This is a genomic window from Hymenobacter sp. NBH84 (assembly GCF_014217645.1).
In the GTDB taxonomy this organism is placed as follows: domain Bacteria; phylum Bacteroidota; class Bacteroidia; order Cytophagales; family Hymenobacteraceae; genus Hymenobacter; species Hymenobacter profundi.
The window spans coordinates 368,209-386,353 of the sequence record NZ_CP043644.1; the positions used below are offsets into that span (position 1 = coordinate 368,209).

Genomic DNA, 18,145 nt, shown 5'->3' on the forward strand with positions numbered 1-18,145 from the left:
GAGTAGGTAGGGTATTGAAAGCAGTTGATGTTCTCACGCTCAACCTGCCTCCTTGCCCTACCGTAGGCATACGTTATGGCACACGAACACCGCACATTTCGCATTCATGGACGCGTACAAGGCGTGTTTTTTCGGCAGAGCGCAAAACAGGAAGCGCGCCTACTCGGCCTCACTGGCTACGCCCGCAACAACGATGATAATACCGTTACAATTGAGGCCGAAGGGCCTGCGGAGGCGCTGAACAAGCTGGCCACTTGGTGTAAGCACGGCCCCAGCACCGCCAAGGTAGAGCGGGTAGAGGAAGCGGTAGGGGAAGTACAGGGCTACACTGAATTCGAAGTGAGACGCCATTAAAAAAGGCCCGGCGTGCGCCGGGCCTTCTTCTATTTTACTATGTAATCTGCCTAACTGGCCTTGTTGTACACGGTTTTCTCCAACCGCTCAATGCGCTGCTGCAAGCTCTCTATATCGGTATGCTGCTGAGTTTGCTGGGTAGCCACACCATCGTAGCGCGCTGTCTGCCGATTCATAGCATCAATCACGGCCTCTGTCAAGCGGTCGAAAGAGTTGTTAAGCCGCGCGAGGCCTTCGTTCATATCTTGCTGCATTTGCGCTTGCTGTTGCTGCATTTGTGCCTGTTGTTGCTGCACTTGCTCTAGCGTAATCAGAATATCAGCTACCACTTCGGGTAGGTCGCGCTTATTGCGGTTCTCGGAATCCATATAGTATAAAGCGTAAGCCAGTAGGCTAAGATACGTAATCGGTCTGGCAGTTGATAAAGCCGAAAAATGAAAAGGGACGCAACCTCCGCGGTTGCGTCCCTTTTACAAACTCAAGGCTAAAAGCCATCAGCTAACAGTTCTTTTAAGAACTAGTCAGCCTGCTTGGCGTAGCGCAGACGCTCGTTTTCGTCGAGGTAGATCTTACGCATCCGTACCGACTTCGGCGTCACTTCCAGGTACTCATCCTTCTGGATGTATTCCATGGCTTCTTCCAGCGAGAACTGACGCTTCGGAACAATCTTGGCGTTGTCATCGGTACCCGAGGCACGCATGTTCGTTAGCTTCTTACCCTTCTGGATGTTGATGGTCAAGTCGTTGGGGCGGGTGTGCTCACCGATAACCTGGCCAGCGTACACTTCCTCACCTGGATCCACGAAGAATTCGCCGCGGTCCTGCATCTTGTCGATGGTGTAGGCGGTGCCGGGACCCGTTTCCAGCGAAATCAGCGAGCCGGAGATACGGCCGGGGATGTTGCCTTTGTGGGCCTCGTACTTCACGAAACGGTGGTTCATAATGGCCTCACCAGCGGTAGCGGTCAGCACGTTGTTACGCAAGCCAATCAGACCGCGCGACGGAATGTTGAACTCCAGGTGCTGCAAGTCGCCTTTCGGCTCCATGATGGTCAGCTCGCCCTTGCGCATCGTCACCAGCTCAATCACCTTACCGGCGGTTTCCTCGGGCACATCTACTACCAAGTGCTCGATGGGCTCCAAACGGTGGCCGCTCTCGTCTTCCTGGAACAGTACCTGGGGCTGGCCTACCTGCAATTCGTAGCCCTCGCGGCGCATCGTTTCGATGAGTACCGACAAGTGAAGAATGCCGCGGCCATACACCAGGAAGGAGTCTTCCTTATCGGTGTCTTTCACGCGCAGGGCTAGGTTTTTCTCAGTTTCCTTGTACAGACGGTCACGCAGGTGACGCGAGGTCACGAACTTACCTTCCTTGCCAAAGAACGGCGAGTTGTTGATGGTGAACAGCATGTTCATCGTCGGCTCGTCGATGCTGATGCGGGGTAGGGCTTCTGGGTTGTCCGGATCGGCAATTGTATCGCCAATGTCGAAGCCTTCGATGCCCGTTACGGCGCAAATTTCGCCCGAGCTAACTTCGGGAACCTTCACACGGCCAAGACCTTCAAAAATCTGAAGCTCTTTAATTTTTACCTTTTTAACCGAGCCATCAGCTTTCATTAGGCTCATGTTGCCGCCTTCTTTCAGCGTACCACGGTGCACACGACCGATAGCGATACGACCTACGAACGACGAGTAGTCGAGCGAGGTAACCTGCATCTGGGGCGAGCCGTCCAACACTGGTGCAGCGGGGATAGAAGCTACCACAGCGTCGAGCAGCGGGATGATGTTGTCGGTCTGTACTTTCCAGTCCGTGCTCATCCAACCTTGCTTCGACGAACCATAAAGGGTCACAAAGTCGAGCTGGTCTTCCGAGGCACCCAGGTTGAACATCAGGTCAAATACCTGCTCGTGTACCTCGTCGGGACGGCAGTTTTCCTTGTCCACCTTGTTTACTACCACGATGGGCTTCAGGCCCAGGTCGATGGCTTTGCCCAACACGAAACGGGTCTGGGGCATGGCGCCTTCAAAGGCGTCGACGAGCAGCAATACGCCGTCGGCCATCTTCAGTACGCGCTCTACCTCACCACCGAAGTCGGCGTGACCAGGAGTATCAATGATGTTGATTTTAACGTCCTTATAGCGGACGGACACGTTCTTGGAAACGATGGTGATACCCCGCTCGCGCTCCAGGTCGTTGTTGTCGAGAATCAGGTCGTCGAACTGTTGGTGTTCGTCGAAGATTTTCGAGGCATGAATGATTTTGTCCACCAGCGTAGTCTTGCCGTGGTCAACGTGCGCAATAATTGCGATGTTCCGAATGTTCTGCATACAAAGGGTTTTGCGGGTGCAAAGGTACGCATTTTTAGCGGCAAAAGCGCACAGCAACAAAAAGATAACTCACTGTGACTGAAAGAGCCGCGCTGCGTGACAGAACCGAACGCAAAGCCAACTGCGTACGTTTCATTACAGACGGGTTTCCTACCCGTTGTCTCCTCCGGCCTTTCATTTCCTACCCTCATGCGTACCTCCTTGCTGGCTTTGCTGTTAGCCCTTGGCATCAGCACCACGGCTTGTTCTCAGAATAAAACCAAAACCGTCCCCAATGGCCCCGACGTGCCGGCCCGCACCGTCAACAACGTGGATAAGAAATATGCTGCGCCTAAGCCCGTGACGGGAAAGCCCAGCGAGTTTCCGGTGCAGAAAACCACCGCTGAATGGAAAAAACAACTCACCGACGAGCAATTTTACATTCTGCGTGAGAAAGGCACCGAGCGCGCGTACAACAACCCTTACTGGGATAACCACGCCAAGGGCACCTACTACTGCGCCGGCTGCCACAATTTGCTGTTTAACTCCAGCACCAAGTTTGAGTCGGGCACGGGCTGGCCGAGCTTTTGGGCACCTGCTACCGATAATAGCCTGAAAGTGACCGATGACGAAACCTTTGGCATGAGCCGCGACGAGATTGTGTGTGCCAAATGCGGCGGCCACCTTGGCCACGTCTTCGACGATGGCCCTAAGCCTACCGGCCTGCGCTACTGCATGGATTCGTACGGCATGACTTTCGAGAAAGCGAAATAACCTAAGCTGAACCGTATTTTTGTGCCGCTGAGCTTCGGCTTAGCGGCATTTTTTATTTTCCTACTTATGTCCGCTCATCCCAATTCCATAGAAGGTCTGCAACAGCAGTTAGCTCCCGCCCGTCAGCAACTCGTCGACCATGGTGTGTACCATGCGCTCACGTCGCTCGACGATTTGCGCACGTTCATGCAGCATCATGTCTTTGCCGTGTGGGATTTCATGTCGCTGCTGAAAGAGTTGCAGCGTGAGCTGACGTGTGTAACTCTACCCTGGGTGCCCAAGGGCAACCCCGCTACCCGGCGCCTCATCAACGACATCGTGCTGGAAGAGGAAACCGACGTAGATCCTGAAGGCCGCCCTAGCAGCCACTTCGAGCTGTATCTGCGCTCCATGCAGGAGTGCGGTGCCGATACCCAGCCGGCAGAGCGCTTGCTGGCGACGCTGGCCGAGGGCAAAACTGTAGCCGAAGCTCTAGAAGCCGCGCAAGCACCAGCCTCGGTGCGGGAGTTTGTGCTGAGCACGTTTGCTATCATCGACTCGGGCAAGCCGCACGCCGTGGCTGCGGCTTTCACGTTTGGCCGCGAAGACGTGATTCCGGATATGTTTCGCCACCTCGTGGCTGACTTGCAGCGGCGCTTCCCCGGCCAGCTCGATACGTTTGCGTACTACCTCAACCGTCACATCGAGCTGGACGAAGAAGTACACACACCGCTAGCCCAGCAAATGGTGCGCGAACTGTGCGGCGATGATGCCCAGAAATGGCAGGAAGCCGCTACCGTGGCCGCCGAGTGTATGAAGGCCCGCGTGGCCCTCTGGAACGGTATTCAGGCCGACTTGGGCGTGGTGACTGCATAATGTACTTGCTGGAAGTAACCAATACCATTGTCATCCTGCACTTGCGCAGGATGACAATGGTATTACTGGCAACTGAATACAGAACGGGCGCGTTGTAGGAGAAAATACCTCCCACAACGCGCCCGTTCTGTATGTCAGCCCGATTTTTATTTTCGTTTCTCAGTGCGTCGTTGCTGCTTGGCAGTTCGGCCTGCACCATCTCGCAGGAGCAAGGCGTGGAGGTAGCCCGTCCGGCCGTACCAGCCGAAATCCTGACGGATGCCGACCGCCAGGCTGCCTACAACAGCAACGCGGGTTTCGGCAGTGGCACTGCGCCTGATGCTACCCCCGGCCGGGTACAGCCCGGTCAGCAGGCCAGCGATGTAAACTCCCGCAAACGTCCCGAGAGCCTGAATACTAACCTACCCAACAACACACCCACCGAAACGCGGCTTAGTCGCCTGCGCGGGGCGCCGGTAGATACGTTGCGGTTGCCCCGGTAAAACTAAGGCTTACTGCGTATCGGCAGGGCTATCGGCCGAAGTGGTTGGGGCAGGTTTTTTGGCGCGTGAAGGCCGGCTGCGGGTAGATGTGGCAGCAGGTGCGGCGCGGCGGCGCGGCGCGGCGGCTGATTTCGGTGCGGCATCCTCCGTATCAGCTGGCGTGGCGGCTAGCTCTTCCGTGTCAATGCTATCGGAAGCGGCGGGGGTAGGGGTGTCGTAGTGGCGCACTATGGTATGCAGGGCCTGCTCAAACATGCGTTCTGTGTCGGCATCGAGGCGGTTGGTGGCTTCGCGCACCACTTCCTTCAGCTTGGCTTTGGTTTCCTTGCGAATGCGCTTTACTACCTCGTTCATGCGCTTGTCCAGCTCCTTTTGCAGCTCTTTAGCGGCGGCTTTCAGCGCTTTCTTCTGACTGCTTTTCTTCTCGGCGCGGTTGTCGGTTACCAGTTCCGTGGCTTTGGGGCTGCTTTTCTTCTTGGTCTTGCCCTCGGCCTTGTCAGTATCTACCATAGACGCTTTTGTATTGATAAGATCAGCTTTGGCTGTCTTCAGTTTTTTCTCCAGTTTTTTCATGGGTAGGGAAACAAAAAGATGAGATGTTCTTGGTAGCAGATACGCGCACGCGGCTCGACTGTTGTGGCGAAAGGTAGTGCGTGTGGCGGGGACAAATTCATTAAGAATTTGTTACCACCGCAACTCCTGTTTTTTACTCGTTCCTTTGCCGGAAAATTGGCGCTCTTCTGCGCGCCGTTTGCACTCCGCGACGACTGTTCTTGGTTTCTCTTTCTATGCAAACTCTTCCCCAACGCTATACCGTTACGGCGGCCCTACCCTACGCCAACGGCCCCGTGCACATTGGTCACCTGGCGGGTGTGTACCTGCCGGCCGATATCTACGTGCGCTACCTGCGTGCCCAGCAGCGCGATGTCAAGTTCATTTGTGGTTCCGATGAGCACGGTGTGCCCATCACCATTCGCGCCCAAAAAGAAGGCGTGACGCCCCAGCAGGTGGTCGATAAATACCACGCCATCATCAAAGATTCTTTCCAGGAATTTGGTGTGTCGTTCGATATTTACTCGCGCACTTCTTCCGAAACGCACGCTGAAACCGCCAGCGGTTTTTTCCGCAAACTCTACGACGATAACAAATTTATCGAGCAGGTTTCGGAGCAGTATTATGATGAAAAAGCCGGGCAGTTTTTGGCCGACCGCTACATTGTGGGCACCTGCCCGCATTGCGGCAACGAAAATGCTTACGGCGACCAGTGCGAGAAATGCGGGTCGTCGCTGAGCCCCAGCGAGCTGATCAACCCGCGCTCTATGCTTTCCGGCAACCAGCCGGTGCTGCGCGAAACCAAGCACTGGTACCTACCCCTCGATCAGTACGAACCCTGGCTGCGCGAGTGGATTGTGGACGGCCACAAGCAGGACTGGAAAACCAACGTGTACGGCCAGTGTAAATCTTGGCTCGACCAGGGCCTGCACCCCCGCGCCGTAACCCGCGACCTGGACTGGGGCGTGCCCGTGCCCGTAGCCGGCGCCGAGGGCAAAGTGCTCTACGTGTGGTTTGATGCGCCCATTGGTTACATCTCCGCCACCAAAGACCTGCTGCCCGGCGACGCCTGGAAACCCTACTGGCAGGACGCCGGCACCAAGCTGGTGCACTTCATCGGGAAGGACAACATCGTGTTCCACTGTATCATCTTCCCCACGATGCTGAAGGCTCACGGCGACTACATCCTACCCGACAACGTGCCGGCCAACGAGTTCCTGAACCTGGAAGGCGACAAAATCTCTACCTCGCGCAACTGGGCGGTGTGGTTGCACGAGTACCTCCAGGATTTTCCCGGTAAGGCCGACGTGCTGCGCTATGTGCTCTGCGCCAACGCCCCCGAAACCAAAGACAACGACTTCACCTGGAAAGACTTTCAGGCGCGTAACAACAACGAGCTAGTTGCCAACCTCGGCAACTTCGTGAACCGCGCCGTGGTGCTCACGCACAAGTTCTTCGAAGGCAAAGTGCCCGAAGCCGTAGGCTTCACCACCGAAGACGAAGACGTGTTGCGCCAGCTCGCGGAGTTCCCGCAACGAGTAGGCGACCTGATCGAAGCCTACCGTTTCCGCGACGCGCTGAACGAGCTAATGAACCTCACGCGCCTCGGTAACAAGTACTTGGCCGACATGGAGCCCTGGAAGCTCATCAAAACCGACCAAGCTCGCACCGGTACCGTACTGCACGTGGCCCTGCAACTGGCCGCTGGTTTGGTGACGCTGCTAGAGCCGTTCCTACCCGCATCGGCTGAAAAGCTGGGTCAGATGTTGAACCTGGAAAAAAGCAACTGGCAACAAGCTGGCCGCCCCGACGCCCTACCTGCTGGCCACCAACTCCAGCCCGCTGCCCTGCTCTTCGACAAAATCGAGGACGCCACGGTAGAAGCCCAGGTGCAGAAGCTGCTCGACACCAAGAAAGCCAACGAGCTAGCCGCCGCCGTAGCGGCTCCCGCCAAGGCTGACATTTCGTTTGAGCAGTTTCAGCAAATGGACCTGCGCATCGGCACCATCACGGCCGCCGAGAAGGTAGCCAAGACCAAAAAGCTCCTGAAACTAACGGTCGACCTGGGTCTACCCGAGCCGCGCACTATCGTGTCGGGCATCGCTGAGCATTTCCTACCCGAAGCCCTCATTGGCCAGCAAGTACAAGTGCTGCTTAACCTGGCGCCCCGTGAAATCAAAGGCATCCAAAGTCAAGGCATGCTGCTGATGGCTGAAAACGCTGATGGTGTATTGTCGTTGATGCAACCGAGCAGCGCGGTGCTGCCTGGTTCAGGCGTGGCGTAAATAGGGTCAGCAGCAGTTCGCAAAAAAGCGTCTGTCATCCTGAGCGCAGCGAAGGATGACAGACGCTTTTTTTATGTGTCGCCTATCCACGGGCGCCTGCAAGGCGCCCTACTTCGTGTTCACTACGTTCATCGTGCGTTCCAGGCCAATCAAGCCGAACGACAGAATCGCGTCGGCTGCCCGCTCAATGTGGGTGGAAAGGTCAATCTGCTCATCGGCGGTGAAGGGATTGAGTACGTAATCCACCTGCCTACCCTTCGAGAAGTTGGCATCTACGCCGAAGCGCAGGCGAGCGTATTCGTCGGAACCAATGCTTTCTTGGATGCTTTTCAAACCGTTGTGCCCACCGGCCGAGCCTTTGCCTTTCAGGCGCAGCTTGCCGTAGGGTAGGGCCAGGTCGTCGGTTACCACGACCATATTCTCCTTCGGAATTTTCAGGCTGGTGAGGTAGTGCGCGGCGGCTTTGCCGCTCAGGTTCATGTAGGTAGTGGGCTTCACCAGCACAAAGGTTTTGCCCTTATGCTTGATTTCGGTAACGAAGGCATGACGGCCTAGCTCAAACCGGGCGTCATTTTTCTGCGCCAGATAATCGGCTATCATAAAGCCAATGTTGTGGCGCGTATCGGCGTACTCTGGCCCGATATTGCCGAGGGCGAGAACGAGGAATTTCATGCGGTAAGGTAGGCGGTTAGCCTCTTATAAGAACGAAGTTGCAAAGAACACGCTCTACAGTTCATAAAAAAAGCCGCTCTTGTAGGAGCGGCTCTTTTGTATACGATACGTGGCCGAAGCCAGTAACTTATTTCTCGTTGGCCATCTGGCCTTTCAGCGCACGTGGGATGGCCACGGTAGCGATAGGAGCCATCTGGTTGGTCAGGATAGTGTAGTTCTCAGGCTCCACTTTGCTTACTTTGATTGACTTGCCGAGGCCCAGGTCCGAAATATCCACTTTCACGGAATCGGGTAGGTTTTCGGGTAGGGCTTTCACTTTCAGCTTACGCAGCTTGCTTACCAGCTTGCCACCGGCCAGTACGCCCGGCGATACGCCTACGTATTGTACGGGCACATCCATCTTCACTTCTTTGCCGTCTTGCAGCAATAGGAAGTCAACGTGCAGCAGCATTTCGTTTACGGGGTGGAATTGCGCGTCCTGCACGATAGCACGGTAGGTAGTGCCCTCAACGTTGAGATCTACAATGTGTACTTCAGGGGTGTACAGCAGTTCGCGGAACAGGATGGCCGGGGCTGAAAAATGCACTTGCTCGTCGCCGCCGTACAGTACGCACGGTACATACGACTCCAGGCGCAACGCCTTGGCATCTTTCTTACCGAGATTCGCTCTTTTAAACCCTACAATCTCGAGGCTTTTCATAAAAACGTGTGTTTGAGAGAAATAGAACGCCTACCCCACATGGGTAAACGGGCCGCAAAGGTAGTGAATAGTTTAGGTTTTACATATTGTCATTCCGAGTGAAGCGAGGAATTTGAGTAAGTCGTTGTTCTTGTTCACCTAGATTCCTCGTTGTACCCGGAATGACAGCTGCGCAACCTACCTGCAAAACAGCAGACTTTAGCAGCAGCCTCCGCAGGCAATTCTGTACTTTGAGGCACTCATTTTATTCCCTCTCCCATGAAACAAGCAGTTATGCTAAGCATGCTGGTGTGGTGTGGCGCCCCGGCGCTGGCTCAGCAAGCCGATAGCTACGCCAAAGCACACTATACCAAGCAGGAAGTGTACATCCCGATGCGCGATGGCACCAAGCTGTTTACGGCCATCTACATGCCCAAGGATGCCTCTAAGCAGCACAAGTACCCCATGATGATGCAGCGCACCTGCTACAGCATCGCGCCCTACGGCGAAGGCAAATACCCGGCGCGCTTAGGTCCATCGGAAACGATGATGAAGGAGGGCTACATCTTTGTGTATCAGGACGTGCGCGGGCGCTACAAGAGCGAAGGCACCTGGACCAACATGACGCCTGTTATCGACAACAAGAAGGGCAAAAAGGACGTCGATGAAGGTTCTGATACCTATGATACCATTGAGTGGCTGACCAAGAAAGCGGCCAACAACAACGGTAGGGTAGGGCAATGGGGCATTTCCTACCCCGGTTTCTACACGGCGGCCGGCATCCTGTCGGACCATCCCGCGCTGAAAGCGTCCTCGCCGCAGGCACCCGTTTCGGATTTCTTCTTCGACGATTTTCACCACAACGGCGCGTTTCTGGAATCGTACATCTTCACCTTCCCGGTGTTTGGGGTGCAGAAGCAGGATACCACTAGCCGGGCCTGGTACGGCGCCCAAACCATCAAGCCGAATACCAAAGACGGTTACCAGTTTCTGCTGGACCTTGGCCCGCTGAAAAATGCCGACCAGTACTACGCCAACAACTTCTTCTGGCAGGAAACCATCAACCACCCCAACTACGACGAGTTCTGGCAGAAGCGCGGCCTACCTGAGCACTACAAGTCCGGCATCAAACCGGCCGTAATGACCGTGGGCGGCTGGTTCGACGCCGAGGATTTGCGCGGGCCACTCACCATTTATAAGACTATCGAAAAGAAGAACCCCAACGCCTACAACACCATCGTGATGGGGCCGTTTGGGCACGGGCGCTGGAGCCGCGAAACCGGCCACACCATGCACAGCAACGTGTATTTTGGGGACAGCATCGCTACGTTTTACCAGAAGAATATCGAGGCCAAATTTTTTCGTCACTTTCTGAAAGAAGACGGCGGCAAGAACTCCGGCCTACCCGAAGCGTACATGTTTGACACGGGCAAGAAGCAGTGGGAAACGTTTGCCAAATGGCCCGCTTCCAACGCTACCCACCAGAAGCTTTATCTGGCCGCCGATGGCAAGCTCGCACAGCAGCCTGCCGCCACGCCCGGCACTACTACCTTCCTCAGCGACCCGCTGAAGCCGGTGCCCTACACCGAGGACCTGACCACCACGATGGGCTTCACCCCGCACAACTACATGAGCGAAGACCAGCGCTTCGCCGGCCGTCGCCCCGATGTGGTGGTATTCCAGACCGACGTATTGACCGAAGACGTGACCTTGGGCGGCGAAATTATGGCCAAGCTGCAAGTGGCCACCACCAGCACCGACGCCGACTGGGTAGTGAAGCTCATCGACGTGTACCCGGCCGATGAAGCCAACAACGACTACATGCCCAACAAAAACATCATGCTCAGCAACTATTGGCAGATGGTGCGCTCTGAAGTGATGCCCGCCCGCTTCCGCAACAGCTTCGAGAAGCCCGAACCGATGGTAGCCAACCAGAAAACCGAGGTGGATTTCCGGTTGCAGGACGTGCTGCATACCTTTAAAAAGGGCCACCGCATCATGGTGCAGGTGCAGAGCACGTGGTTCCCGTTCATTGCCCGCAACCCGCAGAAGTTTGTGGCGAACCCCTATAAAGCCGACGCCAGCGACTACGTGAAAGCCACGCACACCGTGTACGGCGACAGTTTCCTGGATGTGGAAGTGTTGCCGACAGGTAAGGAGAAGATGTAATAAACATCTGTCATCCTGAACGCAGTGAAGGACCTTATGCTGCTAGAACGATGTTCGTAACAACGAGTCGTTCTAGCAGCATAAGGTCCTTCACTGCGTTCAGGATGACAGAAGATTTTAAATAAACAGCGAGCTAATCGACTCGTGACTAACGACGTTGTGGATGGCCTGGGCAAACAGCCCCGCCACCGACACGACCTTGATTTTGCTGTTCTCTTCGCGCAGCGGAATGGTGTCCGTGATAATCAACTCTTCCAGGGCCGAGTTGCGGATTCGGTCGTGGGCGGGGCCGCTGAGTAGGGGGTGGGTAATCACGGCGCGTACCGATTTGGCGCCGCGCTCCATCAGCAGCTCGGCGGCTTTGCAAATAGTACCGGCCGTATCCACGATGTCGTCTACCAAAACCACGTTGTGGCCGGCCACGTCGCCGATTACCTGCATCGAAGCAATTTCGTTGGCCCGCAGGCGCATTTTGTCGCACACTACAATCTCGGCCCCAAAGCGTTTGGCATAAGCCCGCGTACGTACTACGCCACCTACATCGGGCGAGGCAAACAGCAGGTTATCAAGATTCATCGACTTGATGTAAGGAACCGTCACGGCGGCGCCGTCGAGATGGTCTACCGGAATATCAAAGAAACCCTGAATCTGGCCTGCGTGCAGGTCGCAGGTCATGAGGCGGTCGGCGCCTACGCTTTGTATGATGTTGGCTACCACTTTGGCCCCAATGCTTACGCGCGGTTTGTCTTTGCGGTCCTGGCGGGCGTAACCCATATAGGGCATCACCACGTTCACTTTATAGGCCGAAGCGCGTTTGGCGGCGTCTACCATCAGGGCCAGCTCCATCAGGTTCTCGGCGGGTGGGTTGGTGCTCTGAATCAGGAAAACCGCGCAGCCGCGCACGCTTTCGTTGAAGCTCGGCCCCAGTTCCGCATCGGCGAAGCGCTGGATGCTAAGGTCGCCCAGCGGAATACCGTAGGCGGCCGCTATCTGCTCACCGAGTTCGTGCGATGCGTTGCCCGTAAAGATTTTAACCTGTTGTGCCATGAGAAAGAGGTAGGTGTATTGGAGAAGACGACAAAGAACGGCCAGCGAGCAGAAAGCACCAAGCGCTGGCCCGAATAAAGCCAACGCCCCGGAAAAACAAGAAAAAGCGAAAGGCGCTGCCTTCCTGAAGAGGAAGATGCAGCGCCTTTCGCGGTAGTTGAGCAGTTGTCCGACCAGGGCTCGAACCTGGACTTTCTTGAATCAAAATCAAGCGTGTTGCCAGTTACACCATCGGACAATTTGTAATTCCCAACGGGGTGTGCCGTTTGGGTGTGCAAATGTACTACTGTTAGAATTCAAGGCAAACTTTCGGGCAAATATTTTTTTCGACCAACTCGTTTCAAATGCCCTTTTTTTGCCGGTAATGGGTGCTGAAACCTTGATTTTCAGAGTGTGACGTTTCCAGTAAAAAGCTGAAAATTTCTCAGGCTCTCTATACAAGTAGACTTGGCAAAGCAACGATTTTGCCGTAGTTTTGCGGCCTGAAAACGTTGCACCCCCCTACATATAATAAGAACCGCATGGCGAATATCGGTAAAATCACCCAAGTCATTGGTCCCGTTGTGGACGTGAGCTTCGCGGGTGAAGGCGCTAAGCTGCCTAATATCTTGGATGCCCTCGAAGTAACGAAGGATAATGGCCAAGTTGTGGTACTGGAGTGCCAGCAGCACTTGGGGGAAGACCGGGTACGTACCATTGCCATGGACTCGACGGAGGGCCTGACCCGCGGCGCAGAAGTGCGCGACCTGGGCGCTCCTATCTCCATGCCCACCGGTGACGGCGTGAAAGGCCGCTTGTTTAACGTAATCGGCCAGGCCATCGACGGCATTCCGCAGCCGCAGAGCACGGGTGGCCTCTCTATTCACCGCCACGCTCCCGCGTTCGAGGACCTGGCTACGTCGTCGGAGGTATTCTTCACTGGTATCAAAGTAATTGACCTGCTTGCTCCTTATGTAAAGGGTGGCAAGATTGGTTTGTTCGGCGGTGCCGGGGTAGGCAAAACCGTACTGATTCAGGAGCTGATCAACAACGTGGCCAAGGCCTACTCGGGTCTGTCGGTGTTTGCCGGTGTGGGTGAGCGTACCCGCGAAGGCAATGACTTGTTGCGTGAATTCATCGAGGCCAACATCATTCGCTACGGTGAGGAGTTCAAGCACTCGATGGAAGAAGGCGGCTGGGACCTCTCCAAAGTAGACATGGCGGAGATGGAAAAGTCGCAGGCTACCCTCGTGTTCGGCCAGATGAACGAGCCTCCCGGAGCCCGCGCCCGCGTGGCCCTGTCGGGTCTGACCATTGCCGAGAGCTTCCGTGACGGCGACGGCACCGGCGCTGGTCGTGACATCCTGTTCTTTATCGACAACATTTTCCGCTTCACGCAGGCGGGTTCGGAAGTATCGGCTCTGTTGGGCCGTATGCCTTCGGCCGTAGGTTACCAGCCTACCCTGGCTACCGAAATGGGTGCCATGCAGGAGCGTATCACCTCCACCAAGCGTGGTTCCATTACGTCGGTACAGGCCGTATATGTACCTGCCGATGACTTGACGGACCCGGCTCCGGCCAACACCTTTGCTCACTTGGACGCTACCACGGTATTGTCGCGTAAGATTGCCGAGCTGGGCATCTACCCTGCTGTGGACCCACTGGACTCTACCTCGCGCATTCTGGACGCTACTATCCTCGGCGACGAGCACTACAACACCGCCCAGCGCGTGAAAGAGCTGCTCCAGCGCTACAAGGAACTGCAAGATATCATTGCTATCCTGGGTATGGACGAGCTGTCGGAGGAGGACAAGCAGGTGGTAACGCGTGCCCGTCGTGTGCAGCGTTTCCTGTCGCAGCCCTTCTTCGTGGCTGAGCAGTTCACGGGTTTGAAAGGCGTGCTAGTTGACATCAAGGACACCATCAAAGGCTTCAACGAAATCATCGACGGCAAGTATGACCACCTGCCCGAGGCTGCTTTCAACTTGGTAGGCAACATCGAAGATGCTGTAGCTAAAGGTGAGCGACTGATTGCCGAAGCGAAGTAATTCCTTTTGAGCTGTTAGCTGATGGCCATTGGCTGCTAGTCTTCGGGCTGTAGTCTGGCCATCAGCCAACAGCCATCAGCTAACAGCTAATAGCTCAAAGAATATGCATTTAGAAATCATCACGCCGGACCGTAAGGTGTTTGAAGGCGAAGTAACCTCGGCGCAGTTTCCCGGCATCGACGGGCTGTTTGAAGTGCTGAACAACCACGCCCCGCTGATTTCGGCGCTGAAAACCGGTGCGGTGACGATCAACGGTACCAGCGGCCGTGAGTCGTTCAACATTGATGGTGGCGTGGTGGAAGTACTGCGCAACAACGTAATTGTGTTGGCTGAGTCGATTAAGGCATAGCTTTCACGCTCCTGATTTTCCTAAAAAAGGTCTTTCTCTGTAGAGGAAGACCTTTTTTTGTGTCGTAAGCCGTAGCTTGTGCCGCGAACCATGCTTGCTGTATTCGATGGAAATTCATCCCAAAATCACCCCAATCTACCAGACTTCCGTTTTTAAGTTCGACGATTTGAACGAACTAGAACTGTATTTCGGGGAGCCGGGGAGCCGTTATATGTATTCGCGCAACGGCAATCCCAATTCCGACGAGTTAGCCGATGCCGTAAACAAGCTGGAAACCGGCGCGGGCGCCGTAGCTACGGGCTCGGGCATGGCGGCCATCTTTGCGGCCATGCTGTGCTACTGTCAGGCCGGCGACCATGTGTTGTGTGCCCAGGATATCTACGGGGGCTCGTCGTCGCTGCTGAACCAGGAGCTGAGCCGCTTGGGCATCAGCGTCACATACGTGCCATTTGCCGATCTGACGGGCGACTTGCAGCCCTACCTGCAACCGCGCACCAAACTGCTACTCTGCGAAACTATCAGCAATCCGTTGCTACGGGTGGTAGACGTGCAGGCTGCGGCCGCGGCCTGCCACGCGCATGGGTTGAAATTGGTAGTCGATAATACGTTTGCTACCCCTGTGCTCACGCAGGTGCTGGCTCTCGGCGCTGACTTAGCCGTGCACAGCGTTACGAAATACCTGGCGGGCCACTCCGATGTGACAGCCGGCGCCGTGGTAGTGCGCACCGAGGAAGATGCGGCGCGCCTCAAGCAAATCGGCGTCACGTTTGGCCTCACGCTGAGCCCGATGGAAAGCTGGCTGGCCGTGCGGGGCCTCAAAACATTGCGCTTGCGTGTGGAAGCGCATTCACGCAACGCCGTGCAGATTGCCGATATGCTGGCGCAGCAGCCCAACGTGCGGGCGGTGTATTATCCTGGTCTTCCTACCCACCCGCAGCACCAGCTGGCCGCGGCGCAAGGCCGTGGGTTATTCGGCGGAATGCTATCGTTTTTGTTGGCTGATGAAGATGAAGTGGTGAACCGGGTGATGCAACGCAGCCAACGGTTTCCGTTTGCGCCTTCGCTAGCGGGGGTAGATTCGTCACTTTCCTATCCTGCCGGCACCTCGCACCGCGCCCTGACGCCAGAGCAACGCATCGAGCTAGGCATTACAACGGGCTTGGTGCGGCTGTCTGTGGGAATTGAGCCGGTAAATGAACTGCTGGCTGATCTACAGCAAGCACTATCTGGCGGGTAGTGTTTTATACTGAGTATTTAGTCTTTTGTACGTTATATACTACCTAGTGAACTTTATGTACCTTATCAGGGCAGTATTCTACACAATTAGGATAGATAATACAGCTTTTTATAAACTGAAAGCCCCCGCAATATGCCATTGCGGGGGCTTTCAGTTTATTCTTACGGTATTTAATGTAGTGGTCTTTTCTTCACCATACCGCCTTCCGTGTCATCAATTCGATACTGTATGACAAAGGCTTTGGGGTCGATGCTGCGAACTTCAGCGCGGAGCTGCGGAATTTCTAAACGCGTGACAACGGTGAAAACGATATCCATATCGATGTTCTGAGCGCCGCGCTTGCCGAAGCCACGCTTGCCCTGGTACATGGTGACACCCCGGCCAAGCTTCTCCGTAATGGCTTGCCGAATCTGCTCGCTGAACTCAGCGGAAATAATGGTAACGCCCGTGTACTGCTCAATACCGTTAAGCAAAAAGTCGAGGGAGTTGGAGGCCGCTACGTAGGTCAGAATAGAATATAAGGCCACATCGACACTAAGCACGAAGGCGGCCACGCTGAAGATAAAGATGTTCAGAATCAGAATAACGTCGCTGACCTTGAGCAGGGGCGTGTATTTGCTGATGAGTAGGGCCGCTATTTCGGTGCCGTCGAGAACGGCGCCGCCGCGCATGGCCAGGCCGATGCCCGCGCCGATGAACACGCCACCAAACACGGAAGTTAGGAGTACATCGTGGGTGACGTCGGGGAAGTGGACCACAGCCAGGCATATTGCCAAACCCGCAATAGCGGCTGCGCTTTTGATGGCAAATTGCAGCCCTACCTGGCGGTAGCCCAAAATCAGAAAGGGCAGGTTGATAAGCGGCAGCAAGCCCGCCAGCGGTATGCCCGTCACGTTGGACAAGAGCATGGAAATGCCTGTTACACCCCCATCGATGAGGTGGCTGGATAGCAGAAAGCCTTTAAGCCCCATACCCGCCGAAAGAATGCCCAACACCACCAAAGCGAAGTTGCGTAGTCTGGCTTGCGGCGTGAGGGTAGGAGCGACGGGCAGGGCAACGGGTGGCGCCGGTACGGGGGAGGCCTGGGGAATGGGGGCTTCGTCAGCCATGAAGGTCAGAGGATAAATCGACAGAAAGCGCAAAATAGGTAATTCGCCCGGCGAAGCCAGCCAGATTTCCTTCCAACTGCCGATAAAGGCCTAAGAAGCGGCGGGCAAAACTTCGCGCACGGCCTCTACCACGCGGACCAGATCCTCATCGGTTAGAGAGGAGCCGGAGGGTAGGCACAAGCCGCGGGCAAACAAATCGGCGCAGACGGTGCCGCCGTACATGGGTGCTCCGGCAAAAAGTGGTTGCAGGTGCAGTGGCTTCCAGAGCGGCCGGCTCTCGATATTACGCGTTTCGAGGTGTTGGCGCAACTGCTCGGGCGTGACCGGAGCGGTAGCCGGGTCGAGAAGCACGGTAGTGAGCCAGCGGTTGCTGCGGCCGCCTGCGGGCTCGGTGGGCACAAAGCTCAGGCCCAGTAACTCACGCAGCTTGTCTTGGTACCAAGCAAATATTTCGCGGCGCTTCTTTACGCGGTCTTCGATTAGCTCCATCTGCCCGCGTCCGATACCGGCCAACAGGTTGCTGAGGCGGTAGTTGTAACCAACCTCCGAATGCTGGTAGTGGGCCGCAGGGTCTTTGGCTTGAGTGGCCAAGTGCAGCGCCCGGCGGGCGTGGTTGGCGTTGTTGGTCACCAGCACGCCGCCCCCGCTGGTAGTCAGAATCTTATTGCCATTAAACGAGAAAAGACCCACGTCGCCAAACGTGCCCAACAGCCTACCCTGGTAGCGTGAGCCAAGGGCTTCGGCGGCGTCTTCCAGCACTGGAATAGCATATTCGGCGGCTATAGCTAGCACCTCCGTAAGCTGAGCGGGCATGCCATAGAGGTGCACCAGGATGAGTGCTTTGGGCTTGCGGCCCAGGCGCAATCGATCTTCGATGGCCGTGCGCAGTAGGGTAGGGTCAATGTTCCAGGTGGTAGGCTCACTATCCACAAACACCGGCGTGGCACCTAGGTATAGAATGGGGTTGGCCGTGGCCACGAAGGTGAACGACGGGCACAGCACTTCGTCGCCCGGACCTACCCCTAACAGTTGCAAACCCAGGTGGATAGCGGCTGTGCCCGAGGTAAGCGCCACCGCGTGCGCCGCGCCAGTGTATTGACAAATGTCCTGCTCAAAGCCCGTGAGGTTGGGACCAACCGGGGCTACCCAGTTGTCTTCAATAGCCTTATGCAGATAATTCAGTTCGTGGCGGCCCAGGTGTGGGGGCGAAAGGTAAATTCGGTCGTAATCCTGGCTGCGCATGAAAAGC

17 protein-coding genes and 1 tRNA gene are annotated in these 18,145 nt (G+C 55.8%); 9 read left to right on the top strand and 9 right to left on the bottom strand.

The genetic code is table 11. The annotated features are described in order from the left end of the window. Positions 1-75: 75 nt before the first annotated feature. The gene (locus F1C16_RS01555; protein ID WP_185282637.1) at positions 76-354 is read left to right on the top strand and encodes an acylphosphatase; all 279 of its coding nucleotides are present in this window, start codon (positions 76-78) and stop codon (positions 352-354) included. A 50-nt stretch (positions 355-404) separates the two neighbouring features. Here the strand turns inward: F1C16_RS01555 and F1C16_RS01560 are convergent, their stop codons facing one another. Together F1C16_RS01560 and typA are read right to left on the bottom strand one after the other, a co-directional pair. Beyond that, complete coding sequence (locus F1C16_RS01560; RefSeq protein WP_185282638.1) at positions 405-722, bottom strand: hypothetical protein; 318 nt, start codon at positions 720-722, stop codon at positions 405-407. A gap of 149 nt (positions 723-871) precedes the next feature. Next, positions 872-2,680 (bottom strand): translational GTPase TypA, encoded by a 1,809-nt coding sequence (gene typA, locus F1C16_RS01565; protein ID WP_185282639.1) that lies wholly within the window; start codon positions 2,678-2,680, stop codon positions 872-874. A gap of 189 nt (positions 2,681-2,869) precedes the next feature. On the opposite strand from typA, the gene msrB reads away from it, so the two are divergent. From msrB to F1C16_RS01580, 3 genes are all read left to right on the top strand, one after another. After that, complete coding sequence (gene msrB / locus F1C16_RS01570; protein WP_185282640.1) at positions 2,870-3,433, top strand: peptide-methionine (R)-S-oxide reductase MsrB; 564 nt, start codon at positions 2,870-2,872, stop codon at positions 3,431-3,433. A gap of 66 nt (positions 3,434-3,499) precedes the next feature. After that, on the top strand, positions 3,500-4,288 hold the full coding sequence (locus F1C16_RS01575) for a DUF3050 domain-containing protein (RefSeq protein WP_185282641.1): 789 nt from the start codon (positions 3,500-3,502) through the stop codon (positions 4,286-4,288). A gap of 131 nt (positions 4,289-4,419) precedes the next feature. Continuing rightward, on the top strand, positions 4,420-4,770 hold the full coding sequence (locus F1C16_RS01580) for a hypothetical protein (protein ID WP_185282642.1): 351 nt from the start codon (positions 4,420-4,422) through the stop codon (positions 4,768-4,770). Positions 4,771-4,779: 9 nt separating this feature from the next. Here the strand turns inward: F1C16_RS01580 and F1C16_RS01585 are convergent, their stop codons facing one another. Next, positions 4,780-5,280 carry a hypothetical protein gene (locus F1C16_RS01585; RefSeq protein ID WP_185282643.1) on the bottom strand — a complete coding sequence of 167 codons (501 nt, stop codon included), beginning with the start codon at positions 5,278-5,280 and terminating at the stop codon, positions 4,780-4,782. Positions 5,281-5,558: 278 nt separating this feature from the next. On the opposite strand from F1C16_RS01585, the gene metG reads away from it, so the two are divergent. After that, complete coding sequence (gene metG, locus F1C16_RS01590) at positions 5,559-7,607, top strand: methionine--tRNA ligase (RefSeq protein ID WP_185282644.1); 2,049 nt, start codon at positions 5,559-5,561, stop codon at positions 7,605-7,607. 108 nt (positions 7,608-7,715) lie between these two features. Here the strand turns inward: metG and pth are convergent, their stop codons facing one another. Together pth and F1C16_RS01600 are read right to left on the bottom strand one after the other, a co-directional pair. Further along, a complete protein-coding gene (gene pth, locus F1C16_RS01595) occupies positions 7,716-8,279 on the bottom strand; it encodes an aminoacyl-tRNA hydrolase (RefSeq protein WP_185282645.1) in 564 nt (187 codons plus the stop codon). A gap of 127 nt (positions 8,280-8,406) precedes the next feature. Next, positions 8,407-8,979: a 50S ribosomal protein L25/general stress protein Ctc gene (locus F1C16_RS01600; RefSeq protein ID WP_185282646.1), complete on the bottom strand. Its 573-nt coding sequence runs from the start codon at positions 8,977-8,979 to the stop codon at positions 8,407-8,409. Between the two features lie 258 nt (positions 8,980-9,237). On the opposite strand from F1C16_RS01600, the gene F1C16_RS01605 reads away from it, so the two are divergent. After that, a complete protein-coding gene (locus tag F1C16_RS01605; protein ID WP_185282647.1) occupies positions 9,238-11,127 on the top strand; it encodes a CocE/NonD family hydrolase in 1,890 nt (629 codons plus the stop codon). Between the two features lie 117 nt (positions 11,128-11,244). Here the strand turns inward: F1C16_RS01605 and F1C16_RS01610 are convergent, their stop codons facing one another. Then, positions 11,245-12,174, bottom strand: a complete 930-nt coding sequence (locus F1C16_RS01610; RefSeq protein ID WP_185282648.1) for a ribose-phosphate pyrophosphokinase — start codon at positions 12,172-12,174, stop codon at positions 11,245-11,247. Positions 12,175-12,339: 165 nt separating this feature from the next. Continuing rightward, positions 12,340-12,412, bottom strand: a tRNA-Gln gene (locus F1C16_RS01615). Between the two features lie 283 nt (positions 12,413-12,695). Between F1C16_RS01615 and atpD the strand changes: the two genes are divergently transcribed. The 3 genes from atpD (at position 12,696) to F1C16_RS01630 (ending at position 15,787) form a co-directional block, all read left to right on the top strand. Then, a complete protein-coding gene (atpD, locus tag F1C16_RS01620) occupies positions 12,696-14,201 on the top strand; it encodes a F0F1 ATP synthase subunit beta (RefSeq protein WP_185282649.1) in 1,506 nt (501 codons plus the stop codon). 103 nt (positions 14,202-14,304) lie between these two features. Continuing rightward, positions 14,305-14,550 carry an ATP synthase F1 subunit epsilon gene (atpC, locus tag F1C16_RS01625; protein ID WP_185282650.1) on the top strand — a complete coding sequence of 82 codons (246 nt, stop codon included), beginning with the start codon at positions 14,305-14,307 and terminating at the stop codon, positions 14,548-14,550. Between the two features lie 106 nt (positions 14,551-14,656). After that, the gene (locus tag F1C16_RS01630) at positions 14,657-15,787 is read left to right on the top strand and encodes a PLP-dependent aspartate aminotransferase family protein (RefSeq protein WP_185282651.1); all 1,131 of its coding nucleotides are present in this window, start codon (positions 14,657-14,659) and stop codon (positions 15,785-15,787) included. 170 nt (positions 15,788-15,957) lie between these two features. Here the strand turns inward: F1C16_RS01630 and F1C16_RS01635 are convergent, their stop codons facing one another. Next, positions 15,958-16,896 carry a YitT family protein gene (locus tag F1C16_RS01635; RefSeq protein WP_185282652.1) on the bottom strand — a complete coding sequence of 313 codons (939 nt, stop codon included), beginning with the start codon at positions 16,894-16,896 and terminating at the stop codon, positions 15,958-15,960. Between the two features lie 90 nt (positions 16,897-16,986). Next, positions 16,987-18,138: an aminotransferase class I/II-fold pyridoxal phosphate-dependent enzyme gene (locus F1C16_RS01640; RefSeq protein WP_185282653.1), complete on the bottom strand. Its 1,152-nt coding sequence runs from the start codon at positions 18,136-18,138 to the stop codon at positions 16,987-16,989. Between the last annotated feature and the right edge of the window lie 7 nt (positions 18,139-18,145).